The sequence below is a fragment of the Helicobacter pylori genome (genome assembly GCF_003637685.1).
GTDB classification, from domain to species: Bacteria; Campylobacterota; Campylobacteria; order Campylobacterales; family Helicobacteraceae; genus Helicobacter; species Helicobacter pylori_CJ.
The window spans coordinates 56,687-71,911 of the sequence record NZ_MVWW01000008.1 but is presented as its reverse complement, the minus strand read 5'-3'; the positions used below and the strand labels follow the sequence as shown (position 1 = coordinate 71,911).

The window sequence follows — 15,225 nt, the reverse complement described above, 5'->3', positions numbered from 1 at the left end:
TGTGGTAAAATATCCTTTTTAATAAGGATGTTTAATGATACCCACACAGCTTAATGAAATTGCAGAATTTTTAAAAACAAACCCTTATAATTTGTCTCAACCCTTACAAGATGGGCGCTTAAATTCATCTGTCAATGAAGAAGAAATTTTAAACACCATCAAGCATTTTTTTCCTATCCAACTGCCAAAAGCCAGAGAGTGGTGGGATTTTAGTTTTAAAAAAAACGATATTTTTTATCCGGTTAACATTAAAATCACTACCACCAAAACCGCTGACAATCTTAATGGTAAATTAGGGATTTATTATGCATTGTGCGGCTTAGTGCCGGAGTTCAATGACGAAATCGCATGGGAAAAATACTTTCAAAAACTGCATAAAGACTTAGGCAAAAACACCAATAGAGACTATTATTTTTTGATTATCAACAAAAACGATCCTAAAGATATTTTTATCAATTCCTTAAAAGGCATTCAAACTCTTCAGTCAAATAACTTGCCCTTCCAATGCAAGTGGGACAACAACAGAGAAATCATTCAAAGAAACTTTACAGAAAGTAAAAACTTCATCTTAAGCGCTCTAGCCAAAAGTGTAACTCTAAGGGCTAATATTTATCAAAATTTGATTGAAAACAGAGCCAATTTTATCATTTCTTTTTTAACTTCCCATAGATTTTTTTAGTTAGAGATAATATTTTAAACAATCTCTCTTGCTTGTTTGTCCTAAGGCTTCTTTTTAATACGCCATAACTTTGTGAAGGTTTTAAAATACAAGACAACAAAGAAACATCGTTGCAAAACAAGGGCAGAGCGTTTTTATGCGTTGCGTCTGGAAGAAAATAAATTTGTTTAAATTGCTCTTGATCTTGAATACTAGGATGGTCAATGAAGAAATTTACCCATTCTATCACATCATGAATGTCTAAAGAAATTTGACTTTCTTTAAAATATGAAGCATATCCAACAGCCCCTTCTACTATTTTTTCATAAGCTTTAGAGCGGTGTTTTTCACAAGATGAAACATCTTTTTGATAAATTGGAACGCCATTTTCTACATTTAAAATAGGGTATTCAGGGCTTGTTAGCAAAAACTCCATAAAATCCCAATTATGAAAATAAACGGATTTAGGGTGTGAAAAAGGTAAGAAACTCGCGCAATCATAATTTAAAATTCTTAGGAGATCCACATAGCACCCAAAAACTTCTTTGTTTAAAGCTTTTTGGATTAACCCTTGCGAAGAATAGCCCATAGTGATCGTATCCACAGTAGCAATATTGCCTTCTAAGTTTTGTGAAAACAAGTATTCTCTGTAATTATCTAAACATTTTAACGCTAAATGGCGGCAATGTTCAAAGTTACTTACTATGTATATATAGACTTGTTGGTTAGTGGTGATTTGTTTCTTTTTAATTTCTTCTTCGCCTTCTAAAATACGCAAAATTTCCAAACTCTCGCCCTCTACGACTTCTAAAAATACCGCTTTTTTTAAAATTCTAGGAGCATAGACATAAGTAGTTTTATATGAATTTGGATATAAAATATTAAAAATTTTTTGCAATAAATAACCATCTCGTGCAACAAACACTAAAGTATTAATATTTCTTTTATGAATTTCCTTATAGATAAACTGGCAATAAGCAACGGCTACAATTCCTGCCTGCATCGCTCCCAAAAGAAACCAATAATCAAATTTTTCATGTTTTTGAATATAATTTTTATAAAAAACGCATAAAGACCCTAAAATAAAACTTTGTGCAACACTGGTTGGATTAAATGTTTTGTATTTAGGAAAAACTTCTTCTAATTGTTTCAACACGCTTTTTCTAAATAGCGTTGCTATGCCTAAACTTTTAGGTATAGCATCATCTGCCCAAGAATTATCACCGATATGCAACATCTGCGTATTAATAATATTTTCTTGTTTTAAAACATGCTTAAACAAATCCTTTGAATGTTTAGTGAGCATTATATGGTTACTAAGATAGAAATTTGTATAACCATCAAAACCCTTAGAAATTAAAATATCTTCAAGGACTTCTAAAGGTAAATACATATCTGATACAATAATCACTCTTTTATTGTTCTCTTTAGCGAAACGATAGAGTTCTAACATCTCTAAGTTTGGAATAAGCACCTCTTTTTCAGTGGCAATTTCTACTCCCTTATATGAATGAAACTCTTTTGGAATTTGATGATAAATTTCATCTAGAGTAATGTCTTGTTTTTTACTGATTTCTCTAGATTGCATTTCTGCCAGGATTCTTGCTTGATGAAAACCTTTAATATTATATTTAGTCTCAATATACCAAAATAAATCTGTGGGTTTAATGAAAGGTCTTAGAAGAAGGGTATCAAAAATATCAAAAGAAATCACATCATATTTTAAAATCTCACTTTTTGCCCCATCCAAAAATTTGCGCATACAAGAATCCTTTGTAAAATTTGAGCATTATATCATTTTTTTTTTTCAAAAATACAAAAAAAGGGGAAAAAGCTATAGCTAAAGAAAAATAAGATAAGGAGTTACCCCCTTATTTTTTCAAAGCTTCTAAAGCATGTTTTTTGCCAATTTCAAAGGCTTTTTTGTTCGTTTCAGCGACTTTTGCAGGGACTTTTTTAAGCATGGTGTCTAGCACGATATTTTCTTCTACGCATTTAGTCAGCTCCACGGTAATGGCTAGCGCCACCACAGATTGCGTGATAATGTTACCCACTTCATCTTTAGCGATACTGATAATGGGGATTTTATAAAGCTGATATTTTTCTTCATCTTCTCTAGTGGGGGTTACTAGATTGGGATCAATGACAACGATACCGCCTTTTTTAATATCGCTTTTAAACTGGTTGTAGCTGATTTGAGCGACTGAAAGCATGAAATCAATCTCGCCCTCTTTAGCATAAGGGAAAATGATTTCATCTTTATCTAGCAAAATATCCACTTTAGTGGGCCCTCCACGCACTTGCGAAGTGTAGGTGGAAGTCTTAGTGCCATAGCCCCCACTCACAATCTTAGCCTCAGCTAAAATCTCTCCCGCTAACAGCACGCCTTGCCCTCCAACGCCCGTAAATCGTAATTGCGCTTCCATTATTGTTTTCCTTGTGCTTTTTCAATGATTTCTTGATACGCTTCGCAATATTCTTTCCTGTCCGTGTCATGCTTTAAAACGCCTGTAGGGAATTTATCCACCCTTTCTTCAGGGCTCATGGCTTCAAATTGGCGTTTGCTCACTAATCGGCTTTCCATCCATTTTAGCATTTGAGACGCCTCGCCCATTTTATTCTTGCGCCCTAAATTAATGTGGCAATTGCTATGGACATCAAAGAAGCTAAAGCCCTTGTGCGTAAAGCCTTCTTTAAGCACTTTTTCTAATTTTTGAGGGTCTAAAACGCTCTCTCTGGCCACAAAACTCGCCCCGGCAGCGGTGGTTAAAGCGCATGGGTCAAATTGGTTGTCAATATTCCCCCATTGAGCCGTAACCGTCCACATGCCATTAGGCGTGGTGGGCGAAGTTTGAGAATTGGTCAAACCATAAATGAAGTTATTCACTAAAATAAAATTCAAATCAATGTTTCTTCTGCATGCATGCATGGTGTGATTGCCTCCAATAGCAAAGCCATCGCCATCGCCAGAAACCACGATCACATGCTTACTGGGGTTAGCCAATTTAATCCCTGTCGCATACGCTACAGCCCTGCCATGCGTGGTATGAACGGTGTTGCAATTCACATACGAGCTCATGCGCCCGCTGCAACCAATCCCACTCACCAAACACACATCATCCATTTTCCAACCTAAAGCGTCAATCGTGCGGATAATGGATTTTAAAATCACGCCATCGCCACAGCCCCAACACCACAAAGTGGGTATTTTATCCACACGCAAATATTCATCATAATTAAACGCCATTTTAAAGCTCCTTCAACTTTGCGATGATTTGTCTGGGCGAAATCGTGCGCCCATTGGCTTGCCCAAAGAAATGCACCTTTCTTTGCATAGCCCTTTCAATTTCTTCTAAATACTGCCCCTTATTCAATTCAATCACAAGGATTTTTTCGTATTTATCCCCTATTTCTTTCAAGCGTTTAGCCGGGCTTGGCCATAAGGTTTTAGGCCTGAAAAAGCCGACTTTTTGCTTGCTTTCTTTGTTGTAATCTTTCAAGACTTCTTTAACCGCTAGAGAAACCGAACCATAAGCGATGATAACGATCTCAGCGCCCTCTAAATCCATTTCCTCATTTTCATTGATAATGTCTTGCTTGGATTCAATCTTATGGAATAATCTGTCAATCAAATCCCCACCGACTTTAGCGTCTTCAGTAGGAAAGCCAATAGGCCCATGGTGCAAGCCTGAAACATGGTAACGATAGCCTTTAAAGAAAGGGTTTAAGACAGCCGGCTCGTCTTGTGCGACCCCATAAGGTTTGTAGTCTTTTTTATCGCCCAAAAATTCCTTACGATTAATAGTCATCTTTTGCACTTCTTCTAAGTCCGGGATTTGCACCTTGCCATACATATGCCCCACGGTTTCATCCATGAGCAAGAATACAGGAGTCATGAGCATTTCAGCCAAGTTAAACGCGCGAACGGTTTCGGTGTAAGCTTCTTCTAAATTCGCAGGAGCGAGCGCAACGGCTTTAAAATCCCCATGTATGGGGTGTCTTAAAAAATTCACATCGCCTTGAGCCACACGAGTGGGCATTCCAGTTGATGGGCCTGAACGCATCACATCAGCGATCACTAAAGGGATTTCTGCCATGAAAGAATAACCGATTTGCTCCACTTTCAATGAAATACCAGGACCAGAGCTTGCTGTCATAGACTTCGTCCCGCTCATGCTCGCTCCTAAAGACACGCTAATCCCGCTGATTTCATCTTCCATTTGGATAAAATGGCCGCCGCATTTGGGTAAAGCCACGCTCATCGCATGCATAATATCCGAGCTTGGCGTGATAGGATAGCCCCCAAAAAACCGACACCCCACTTCAATCGCCGCTTTAGCGACTAATTCATTCCCATCAGAAATAATCTCACGCATTATTTGCCTCTCCCTTCTAAAATAGTCTCTTCTAAGAGCATGTATTTATTGGCCTTAACCCTTTCGCTTCTTTCTTGGGCTTCTTTAGAAACTTTAGCGAATTTGAAATCCTTCCTGTCAGCCACATAAATCGCAAAATCTGGGCAGTGCAACTCGCATTGCACGCAACCGATACAACTCTCTGGATAGGCTACTTTGGCCACTTTTCCAAGCACCCTTTCTTTTTCAATCCCCATGCCAAGAACCCCAGCAGGGCATACCGATACGCAAATATCACAACCCTTACACCTGTCTTCATTCACCCAAACGGCAACCCCATCTGGAGCGCTCATTTTAGCCATTCATTCTCCTTTGTGCTAAAAGCTGTTTTAAGCCCTAGCAATCAAAATTTGCCTAAAATTGTAGCAAGCCTTTTTTAATAAAATCTAAAATGCTTTAATAGTAAGAACTTAAAATTAAAATGAGAAAATACTAAACACTTTTTAACCAATTTAAAAGAAAAAACACCCCATTAACCCTAATCATAAAAATGATTATTAGAAAGATTAATGTTTTTTAAATGCTCTTTATAAGTTGCGCTGAAAGCATGTTTTTTATCCGGCATTTTCACAAAATACAAAAAGTTAGTTTTTTTAGGGAATACCACCGCCCTAATCGCTTCTAGGCTCACGCTCCCCACAGGATTTTTAGGCAAGCCCTTAAATTTATAAGTATTATAGGGGGTGTTATCGGTTTTAATGCGCTCTTTGGTCACTTTAGCGTGTGAAAATTCCTGATAATTCAAAGCCCCATCCATTTGTAAAGGCATGCCTTTTTTCAAGCGGTTAAAAATCACGCTCGCAATCAAGGGCATTTCTTCAGTGTTAGCGGCTTCTTTTTGCACAATGGAAGCGAGAATGATTTTTTCAAACCACTCTTCTTTATGGTAGTATCCAAGCCATTGTTTGCTTAAAGCTTCGTGTTTTTTGAGAGATTGACTGATCAAAGTTTGCATGATTTTAAAAGCGTCCTCCCCTAAAGGCAAATGATAAGTGTCTGGTAATATCACCCCATCTTCTATCACAGCACCATTCAATCGTGGAGCGATGCTTTCATAAGCCTGATTGAGTTCGCTTGTTTCTAGTTGGTAAGTCTCGCTCAAAATTTGCGTGAAAAAATAGCGGGTTTCTCCAGGGATTAAAGTCGCGCTTTTATACGCCGCTTTCGCTTTAATCAAACGGACTAAAAAATCCCCCTTCCTTAAAGCTCCATCGCCCATGTCAATATAGCCTTTTTTAGGCATGCCCATTAAGCGTAAAAAAAGCAAATCCAAAGCGTTAATATCCACGCCTTGCTCTTTTAAAGAAAAAAACACTTTTTTGAGCGAACCTTGCGGGACAACCACCACTTTGTTAGGATAAATTGGTATACTTAAGTAAAAAAGAATACTAATGAATAAAAGAAAACATGTATCCAAGAAAGTATTTAATGTCATTATCTTGTTTGTGGCAGTATTCACTCTTTTAGTTGTCATTCACAAAACCCTTTCAAACGGCATTCACATACAAAATTTAAAAATCGGGAAGCTTGGCATTTCTGAATTATACTTAAAACTTAACAACAAGCTTTCTTTAGAAGTTGAACGCATTGATCTCTCTTCTTTCTTCCATCAAAAACCCACTAAAAAGCATTTAGAAGTTTCTGATTTGATTAAAAATATCCGTTATGGCATTTGGGCGGTGTCTTATTTTGAAAAACTTAAAGTCAAAGAAATTATTTTAGACGATAAAAATAAAGCCAATATCTTTTTTGATGGGAATAAATACGAGTTGGAATTTCCAAGAGTCAAAGGGGAATTTTCCCTAGAAGACGATAAAAACATCAAGCTTAAAATCATCAATTTGCTTTTTAAAGACATTAAAGTCCAAGTAGATGGCAACGCCCACTATTCACCTAAAGCCAGGAAAATGGCGTTCAATTTGATTGTCAAGCCTTTAATTGAACCCAGCGCTGCAATTTATTTGCAAGGGCTAACCGATTTAAAAACCATAGAATTAAAAATTAACACTTCTCCAATGAAAAGCTTGGCGTTTTTAAAGCCTCTTTTCCAACGCCAATCGCAAAAAAATTTAAAAACATGGATTTTTGACAAGATCCAATTTGCTAGCTTTAAGATTGATAACGCTTTAATCAAAGCTAATTTCACTCCTAGCGAGTTTATCCCATCGCTTTTGGAAAATTCTGTAGTTAAAGCCACTTTGATGAAGCCTTCAGTCGTTTTTAATGATGGCTTATCGCCCATTAAAATGGATAAAACCGAATTGATTTTCAAAAACAAACAACTCCTCATACAGCCCCAAAAAATCACTTATGAAACCATGGAATTAACCGGCTCTTACGCCACTTTTTCCAATTTGTTAGAAGCCCCCAAGTTGGAGATTTTTTTAAAAACGACCCCTAATTATTATGGCGATAGCATTAAGGATTTATTGAGCGCTTATAAAGTCGTTTTACCTTTGGATAAAATCAGCATGCCATCTAGTGCGGATTTGAAACTCACCTTACAATTCTTGAAAAATACCGCCCCCTTATTTAGCGTTCAAGGCAGCGTTAATTTGCAAGAAGGCACTCTCTCGCTCTATAATATCCCCCTTTATACGCAAAACGCTAATATAAGCTTAGATATTACCCAAGAATACCAATACATCTACATAGAAACTACCCACACCCGCTATGAAAACATGCTGGATTTAGACGCTAAAATCGCTTTAGATTTGAATAAAAAAACCCTCTCTTTGGATTCTTTAGTCCATAAAATACGATTCAACACTAACAACAATATCAACATGCGTTCTTATGGCTTGAATAATACCCAAGATAACCCACAACCCACTAAATTTTCTTTAGATTTAAAAAGCTTGCATTCCATTATTCAAGAGGGTGAAAACTCAGAAGTTTTTAGACGAAAAATCATAGACACCATTAAAGCCCAAAGTGAAGATAAATTCACCAAAGATGTTTTCTATGCTACAGGAGACACCCTTAAAAACCTTTCTTTGAATTTTGATTTTTCTAACCCCAACCACATGCAATGGAGCGTGCCACAACTTTTATTAGAGGGTGAATTTAAAGATAACGCCTATGTTTTTAGAATCAAAGATTTGAAAAAAATCAAGCCCTATTCCCCTATTATGAAATATTTCGCCTTAGAAGATGGCTCTTTAGAAGTTTCTACGAGCGATTTTGTTAATATTGATTTTTTTGCTAAGGATTTAAAAATCACTTTACCCATCTATCATAGCAACGGCACGCAATTTAATTCCCTCTCTCTATTTGGCTCTATCAATAAAGATGAAATTTCTGTCTATACTCCAAGCAAAAGCATATCTATAAAAGTTAAGGGGGATCAAAAGGATATTACTCTTAATAACATTGATTTGAGTATTGATGATTTTTTAGATAGTAAGATGCCAGCGATTGCGGGATTATTCTCCAAAGAACGAAAAGAAAAGCCTAGCTCTAAAGAAGTCCAAGATGAAGATATTTTCATTAGTGCCAAACAACGCTATGAAAAAGCCCACAAAATTATCCCTATCTCTACACGCATCCATGCTAAAGATGTCGTGTTAATCTATAAAAAAATGCCTTTTCCTTTAGAAAATCTTGATATTGTCGCTCAAGATGACAGAGTGAAAATTGATGGCAATTATAAAAACGCCATGATCATGGCGGATTTAGTGCATGGGGCTTTGTATCTTAAGGCTCATAATTTTACCGGGGATTATATCAACACCATTCTTCAAAAAGATTTCGTAGAAGGGGGCTTATTCACGCTTATTGGAGCTCTTGAAGATCAGGTTTTTAATGGCGAATTGAAATTCCAAAACACAAGCCTAAAGAATTTCGCCCTCATGCAAAACATGATCAATCTCATCAACACCATTCCCTCTCTCATTGTCTTTAGAAACCCTCATTTAGGGGCTAATGGCTATCAAATCAAAAAAGGGTCTGTTGTTTTTGGGATCACTAAAGAATATTTAGGGTTAGAAAAAATCGATCTTATCGGCAAAACGCTTGATATTGCTGGCAATGGGATCATTGAATTAGATAAAAATAAATTAGATTTGAATTTAGAAGTTTCCACTATCAAGGCTTTGAGTAATGTCTTAAATAAAATCCCTATTGTGGGCTATCTTGTTTTAGGAAAAGGAGGTAAAATCACCACTAATGTGAATGTCAAAGGCACGCTGGATAAACCTAAAACTCAAGTAACTTTAGCGTCAGATATTATCCAAGCGCCTTTCAAAATCTTACGCCGTATTTTCACGCCCATTGACATCATCGTAGATGAAGTCAAAAAAAACATTGATTCAAAAAGGAAGTAAAATGACGCTCAATGAAGCCATTCAAGACAAAGTTTATGAAATCGTAGAAATCACCAACTGCGATGAAACCCTTAAAAAACGCTTCCTCTCTTTTGGTATCCATGAAGGGGTGCGATGCATTCTTTTGCATTATTCCATGAAAAAAGCCACGCTTTCGGTTAAAATCAACCGCATTCAAGTGGCTTTAAGATCCCATGAAGCGCAATACCTTGTCATCAAAGAAAGCGTGTGAAAATGGGCTTAAAACGCACTAAAACTTACCAAAAAGCCCAACAAATCAAAGAGTTGCTCTTAAAACATTACCCCAACCAAACCACCGAATTGCACCATAAAAACCCCTATGAATTGCTAGTGGCTACCATTTTAAGCGCTCAATGTACGGACGCTAGAGTGAATCAAATAACGCCCAAGTTATTTGAAAAATACCCAAGCGTGAACGATTTAGCCCTCGCTTCTTTAGAAGAGGTTAAAGAGATTATTAAATCCGTTTCGTATTCCAACAACAAAAGCAGGCATTTAATCAGTATGGCGCAAAAAGTGGTTAGGGATTTTAAGGGCGTTATCCCCTCTACGCAAAAAGAATTGATGAGCCTAGATGGCGTAGGGCAAAAAACCGCTAATGTGGTGCTTTCAGTGTGCTTTGATGCAAATTATCTCGCCGTAGATACCCATGTGTTCCGCGCAACACACCGATTAGGTTTAAGCAATGCTAAAACGCCCATTAAAACCGAAGAAGAACTCAGCGATCTGTTTAAAGACAACCTATCCAAACTCCACCATGCCTTAATCTTGTTTGGCCGCTACACCTGCAAGGCTAAAAACCCCTTATGCGGTGCGTGTTTTTTAAAAGAATTTTGCATTTCTAAAGCTCGCTTTAAGGCGTAGTGGCTTTATTTGTTATAAAATTTATAGTAAAATTGAGATTTTATAATCAAAGTCAAATCATTCTTGAAAGAGTAGAGTTTTATGCCAGAAACAGAAGCTAATAAGTTAAAAATAGCCGAAAAAGAAAAAGAGAAAGCGAATAAAGAAAGAGAACTAGAGCTTTCCACTTATTTAGAAGAACTCATTTGCGATTATAAAAACCTTTTGGACATGGAGATTGTTTTTAGCGCGGAACTTGGCTCTACGCAAATCCCTTTATTGCAAATTTTGCGTTTTGAAAAAGGCTCTGTGATTGATTTGCAAAAACCCGCCGGAGAAAGCGTGGATACTTTTGTGAACGGGCGGGTTATTGGTAAGGGTGAGGTGATGGTTTTTGAAAGGAATTTAGCCATTCGTTTGAATGAAATCCTTGATTCTAACGCCATTGTGTATTATCTCGCTAAAAATTCATGAGATTGTTGTTCTTGTTACTGAGCGCTACTTTGATGTTACTGGCTGAAGAAAAAATACCTTTAAATGATGACGCCCCCATTAAACTCATTCATTGGCAAAATATTTTAAAAGAAGTCCAACCCAATTCAAACGCTTCAGCAACACCACCCATAAAAGCCGTGCAAACCACGCTCACTTTTGAAACGCCTTTTAATAAAACGCCTAAAATCATGGAAGTTGAAGGCCAAAAAGTGATCGTTTTAAAAAACGCTCAACTAGATTCTAAAAAAATGATGGATTTTAAAGAAGCCTCTTTGAATGCCTTAGAAATGTTTTCCTACCAAAATGACATCTACCTCTTGTCTAAAAAAGCTAAAGTGGAATTAGAAATCCAAGCTTCAAACAGCAAGGATAAAAAGCAACTCCGCTTTCTTTTTTTACCCAAAGGTTTTCATTTAGCCCTACCGCCTAGCTTGAAAGAAAAATCTCAGCATGCCAATCTCGCAAGCCAAGATGAGAAAGAGCAACCCCAAAGCCCCTTAAACACTTTAGAGTTAAAACCCCCACTGGATTTAAGCCATGCTTACAAGGCGCTAGCGGTTATTGCTACCTTACTCTTAATATTGTATATAATCAAAAAAAAAATTGTTCCCACACAAGGGTCTTTTTCTACAAAAGATTTTAAGTTAGAAGTTAGTGTTTTGGGTCGTGTTGATGCGAACCATAAAATCATCTCAATAGAAACCAATAAGGAGCGTTACTTGGTCTTACTGAGCGACAAATACGGCCTGCTTTTAGACAAAATAAGCCCAAAAACATCTAAGGAAGAACTGATTAAAGAAGCTGAAAATAATATAAAGAATTCAAAATTAGGAAATTTATATGCCGGAAAATTCTAAACTACAACCTGCTAAGTTAGGGAAAAATTTTGACCCTGTAGATCATTCTAACAGGAATTTTTTCTTTTCTCTCATTCTGTCTGTATTGTTACACTGGTTGATTTATTTTTTATTTGAACACAGAGAAGATTTTTTTCCTTCAAAACCCAAGCTCGTTAAATTAAATCCTGAAAATTTATTGGTTTTAAAAAGAGGCCATTCGCAAGATCCCAGTAAAAACAACCCGGGCGCTCCTAAACCCACGCTGGCTGGCCCTCAAAAACCCCCAACACCCCCCACTCCGCCAACCCCGCCAAAACCTATAGAAAAGCCAAAGCCTGAGCCTAAGCCAAAGCCCAAACCAGAACCCAAAAAGCCCAACCACAAACATAAGGCTCTTAAAAAAGTGGAAAAAGTGGAAGAGAAAAAAGTAGTGGAGGAGAAAAAAGAAGAGAAAAAAATAGTAGAACAAAAAGTAGAGCAGAAAAAAATAGAAGAGAAAAAACCTGTCAAAAAAGAATTTGACCCTAACCAGCTTTCTTTCTTGCCTAAAGAAGTTGCGCCACCCAGACAAGAAAACAATAAAGGCTTGGATAACCAAACCAGAAGGGATATTGATGAATTGTATGGCGAAGAATTTGGGGATTTAGGCACAGCCGAAAAAGATTTCATCAGGAATAATTTAAGGGATATTGGGCGCATCACGCAAAAATACTTAGAATACCCTCAAGTAGCGGCTTATTTAGGGCAGGACGGGACGAATGCCGTAGAGTTTTACTTGCACCCTAACGGCGATATTACCGATCTTAAAATCATCATTGGCTCTGAATACAAAATGCTTGATGACAACACCTTAAAAACCATTCAGATCGCTTATAAAGATTACCCACGCCCTAAAACTAAAACCCTCATTCGCATCAGAGTGCGTTATTACTTAGGAGGCAATTAAAAAATGGAAATCACGCTTTTTGACCCCATAGACGCCCACTTGCATGTGCGAGAAAACGCGCTTTTAAAAGCGGTATTAAGATACTCTAGCGAGCCTTTTAGCGCGGCGGTGATCATGCCTAATCTCAGTAAGCCCTTGATTGACACTCCAACCACCCTTGAATACGAAGAAGAAATTTTAAACCATTCTTCAAACTTCAAGCCTTTAATGAGTTTGTATTTCAATGATGGCTTGACTTTAGAAGAATTGCAATGCGCTCAAGAAAAAGGCATCAGGTTTTTAAAGCTCTACCCCAAAGGCATGACCACAAATGCACAAAACGGCACTTCGGATTTGTTGGGTGAAAAGACTTTAGAGGTTTTAGAAAACGCCCAAAAATTAGGCTTTATTTTATGCATCCATGCAGAACAAGCTGGGTTTTGTTTGGATAAAGAATTTTTATGCCATAGCGTTTTAGAAACTTTCGCCCTTTCATTCCCTAAACTCAAAATCATTATAGAGCATTTGAGCGATTGGCGCAGTATCGCTTTGATTGAAAAGCATGACAACCTCTATGCGACTTTGACTTTACACCATATCAGCATGACTTTAGATGATTTATTAGGGGGGAGTTTGAATCCGCATTGTTTTTGCAAGCCTTTAATCAAAACCAAAAAAGACCAAGAAAGGCTTTTATCCCTTGCTTTAAAAGCCCACCCTAAAATCTCTTTTGGATCTGATAGCGCCCCGCATTTTATCTCTAAAAAGCATAGCGCTAACATCCCGGCAGGCATCTTTTCTGCCCCTATTTTGTTGCCTGCGTTGTGCGAACTTTTTGAAAAACACAACGCTTTAGAAAACTTGCAAGCCTTTATCAGCGATAACGCTAAAAAAATCTACGCGCTAGACAATTTGCCTAATAAAAAAGCGCGTTTGTCTAAAAAACCTTTTATAGTCCCTACACACACGCTTTGTTTGAATGAAAAAATTGCTATCTTAAGAGGGGGCGAAACGCTATCTTGGAACCTTCAAGAAATCGCCTAAAACATGCCGCCTTTTTTGTGGGGCTTTTTATCGTTTTATTTTTAACTATAATGAAGCGCCAAACCCCCCCCTATGCTTTCATGCATAATCAAACCCTTGTTACTCAAAACCCCCCCTATTTCACGCAACTCACTATCCCTAAACCAGATGACGCTTTAAGCGTGCATGCGAGCTCTTTAATCAATTTGCCTAATGATAATCTTTTGAGCGCTTATTTTAGCGGCACTAAAGAAGGGGCAAGGGATGTGAAAATCAGCGCAAATCTTTTTGACAGCAAGATTAATCGCTGGAGCGAAGCCTTCATTCTTTTAACCAAAGAAGAGCTTTCTCATTATTCGCATGAATACATCAAAAAACTAGGTAACCCCTTGCTTTTTTTGCATGACGATAAAATTTTGTTGTTTGTCGTAGGGGTGAGCATGGGCGGGTGGGCCACTTCTAAAATCTATCAACTTGAAAGCGCTTTAGAGCCGATTCGTTTTAAATTTGCACGAAAACTCTCTTTAAGCCCTTTTTTAAACTTAAGCCATTTGATAAAAAATAAGCCTTTAAACACCACTGATGGCGGGTTTGTGCTACCGCTCTATCACGAATTAGCCACCCAATACCCTTTGTTGTTGAAATTTGACCAACAAAATAACCCAAGAGAGCTTTTAAGGCCTAATGCCCTAAACCACCAGCTCCAGCCAAGCCTAACCCCCTTTAAAGATTGCGCCATCATGGCGTTTAGAAACCATTCTTTTAAAGATAGCCTCATGCTAGAAACCTGTAAAACACCCACCGCTTGGCAAAAACCCATGCTTACGAATTTGAAAAACTTGAATGACGCTTTGAATTTGATCAATTTAAACGAAGAATTGTATTTGATCCACAACCCTAGCGATTTATCTTTGCGGCGTAAAGAACTCTTGCTTTCTAAATTAGAAAACTCCAACTCGTTTAAAACCTTAAAAGTTTTAGACAAAGCCAATGAAGTGAGTTACCCAAGCTATAGCCTTAATTCTCATTTTATAGATATTGTCTATACCTATAACCGCTCTCATATCAAACACATCCGTTTTAATATGGCTTATTTAAATTCCCTTCTCAAGTAATCAGTCATGCTCATATATTCTTCTTACACGCTGAGTTTTGCATGGCTTTTTTTAATTTTCTTTTTTTTCAAAAATAAGCCATTGGGTTTGAGGTTTTCGCTCTCTTTTTTAAGCGTGATTTTAAGCAATATTGCTTTGAAAAACTCCCTATCGCTCAATGAATTTTTAAGCAGTTTTATGGCCCCCTTAAGCCCCTTTAGCTGTCTTTTGATCCTTGCTTATGCGCTCTTTTCTTGCCATATACTCAAAAAACCCCCTTTAGAAACCTTGCAATCTTATAGCGTCATGCTGTTTTTCAATCTGTTGCTTTTGACAGATATTTTAGGGTTTTTGCCTTTTTCAATCTACCATCATTTCATGGCTTCTCTTATTTTTAGCGCGCTTTTTTGCGGCAGTTTGTTTTTGAGTAGCCCCTTATTAGGCGTGATCGCTTTAGTAGCGTTATCCAGTTCGCTTTTGATGCGTTCTAATTTTCAAATCTTAGATTCTTTATTGGATTTCCCCTTGCTTCTTTTTGTCTTTTTTAAGACTTTATCTCTTGTTAAAAAAAGGTTGTATTAACGCTT

The 15,225-nt window shown here is 37.3% G+C and carries 16 protein-coding genes; 10 read left to right on the top strand and 6 right to left on the bottom strand.

The genetic code is table 11. The annotated features are described in order from the left end of the window. Positions 1–34 precede the first annotated feature (34 nt). Positions 35–679: a restriction endonuclease gene (locus EAL44_RS06530; protein ID WP_240448902.1), complete on the top strand. Its 645-nt coding sequence runs from the start codon at positions 35–37 to the stop codon at positions 677–679. On the opposite strand, the gene EAL44_RS06525 is transcribed toward EAL44_RS06530, so the two are convergent. The 6 genes from EAL44_RS06525 to mltG all read right to left on the bottom strand — a co-directional run bounded on the left by EAL44_RS06525 (position 645) and on the right by mltG (position 6,547). Continuing rightward, positions 645–2,420 carry an HAD-IA family hydrolase gene (locus tag EAL44_RS06525; protein WP_121076048.1) on the bottom strand — a complete coding sequence of 592 codons (1,776 nt, stop codon included), beginning with the start codon at positions 2,418–2,420 and terminating at the stop codon, positions 645–647. The two genes, EAL44_RS06530 and EAL44_RS06525, sit on opposite strands and share 35 nt — an antisense overlap. Before the next feature lie 109 nt (positions 2,421–2,529). Then, positions 2,530–3,084 (bottom strand): 2-oxoglutarate:acceptor oxidoreductase subunit OorC, encoded by a 555-nt coding sequence (locus EAL44_RS06520; RefSeq protein WP_121076045.1) that lies wholly within the window; start codon positions 3,082–3,084, stop codon positions 2,530–2,532. Then, a complete protein-coding gene (locus EAL44_RS06515; protein ID WP_000885307.1) occupies positions 3,084–3,905 on the bottom strand; it encodes a 2-oxoglutarate ferredoxin oxidoreductase subunit beta in 822 nt (273 codons plus the stop codon). The genes EAL44_RS06520 and EAL44_RS06515 overlap by 1 nt, the downstream gene beginning before the upstream one ends. A gap of 1 nt (position 3,906) precedes the next feature. Further along, positions 3,907–5,034, bottom strand: coding sequence for a 2-oxoglutarate synthase subunit alpha (locus EAL44_RS06510; RefSeq protein WP_121076042.1), 1,128 nt, complete (start codon positions 5,032–5,034; stop codon positions 3,907–3,909). Next, complete coding sequence (locus EAL44_RS06505; protein WP_001096896.1) at positions 5,034–5,375, bottom strand: 4Fe-4S dicluster domain-containing protein; 342 nt, start codon at positions 5,373–5,375, stop codon at positions 5,034–5,036. Before EAL44_RS06505 ends, EAL44_RS06510 begins: the two co-directional genes overlap by 1 nt. Before the next feature lie 176 nt (positions 5,376–5,551). Further along, complete coding sequence (gene mltG, locus EAL44_RS06500) at positions 5,552–6,547, bottom strand: endolytic transglycosylase MltG (RefSeq protein ID WP_121076039.1); 996 nt, start codon at positions 6,545–6,547, stop codon at positions 5,552–5,554. Here mltG and EAL44_RS06495 point away from each other — a divergent pair. The 9 genes from EAL44_RS06495 to EAL44_RS06455 all read left to right on the top strand — a co-directional run bounded on the left by EAL44_RS06495 (position 6,465) and on the right by EAL44_RS06455 (position 15,220). After that, positions 6,465–9,398, top strand: a complete 2,934-nt coding sequence (locus EAL44_RS06495) for a DUF3971 domain-containing protein (RefSeq protein ID WP_121076036.1) — start codon at positions 6,465–6,467, stop codon at positions 9,396–9,398. The two genes, mltG and EAL44_RS06495, sit on opposite strands and share 83 nt — an antisense overlap. A 1-nt stretch (position 9,399) precedes the next feature. Then, positions 9,400–9,630 (top strand): FeoA family protein, encoded by a 231-nt coding sequence (locus EAL44_RS06490; RefSeq protein ID WP_121076033.1) that lies wholly within the window; start codon positions 9,400–9,402, stop codon positions 9,628–9,630. A gap of 2 nt (positions 9,631–9,632) precedes the next feature. Continuing rightward, the gene (gene nth, locus EAL44_RS06485; RefSeq protein ID WP_162970392.1) at positions 9,633–10,283 is read left to right on the top strand and encodes an endonuclease III; all 651 of its coding nucleotides are present in this window, start codon (positions 9,633–9,635) and stop codon (positions 10,281–10,283) included. Positions 10,284–10,364: 81 nt separating this feature from the next. After that, positions 10,365–10,736: a flagellar motor switch protein FliN gene (fliN, locus tag EAL44_RS06480; protein WP_001115284.1), complete on the top strand. Its 372-nt coding sequence runs from the start codon at positions 10,365–10,367 to the stop codon at positions 10,734–10,736. Continuing rightward, the gene (locus EAL44_RS06475; protein ID WP_121076028.1) at positions 10,733–11,614 is read left to right on the top strand and encodes a hypothetical protein; all 882 of its coding nucleotides are present in this window, start codon (positions 10,733–10,735) and stop codon (positions 11,612–11,614) included. Before fliN ends, EAL44_RS06475 begins: the two co-directional genes overlap by 4 nt. Next, complete coding sequence (locus EAL44_RS06470; RefSeq protein ID WP_120868987.1) at positions 11,598–12,542, top strand: energy transducer TonB; 945 nt, start codon at positions 11,598–11,600, stop codon at positions 12,540–12,542. The genes EAL44_RS06475 and EAL44_RS06470 overlap by 17 nt, the downstream gene beginning before the upstream one ends. Before the next feature lie 3 nt (positions 12,543–12,545). Further along, positions 12,546–13,565: a dihydroorotase gene (gene pyrC / locus EAL44_RS06465; RefSeq protein ID WP_121076025.1), complete on the top strand. Its 1,020-nt coding sequence runs from the start codon at positions 12,546–12,548 to the stop codon at positions 13,563–13,565. Beyond that, positions 13,541–14,659: a 3-deoxy-d-manno-octulosonic acid hydrolase subunit 2 gene (locus EAL44_RS06460; protein ID WP_121076022.1), complete on the top strand. Its 1,119-nt coding sequence runs from the start codon at positions 13,541–13,543 to the stop codon at positions 14,657–14,659. The genes pyrC and EAL44_RS06460 overlap by 25 nt, the downstream gene beginning before the upstream one ends. Before the next feature lie 6 nt (positions 14,660–14,665). Next, positions 14,666–15,220: a 3-deoxy-d-manno-octulosonic acid hydrolase subunit 1 gene (locus EAL44_RS06455; protein WP_121076019.1), complete on the top strand. Its 555-nt coding sequence runs from the start codon at positions 14,666–14,668 to the stop codon at positions 15,218–15,220. Positions 15,221–15,225: the final 5 nt, after the last annotated feature.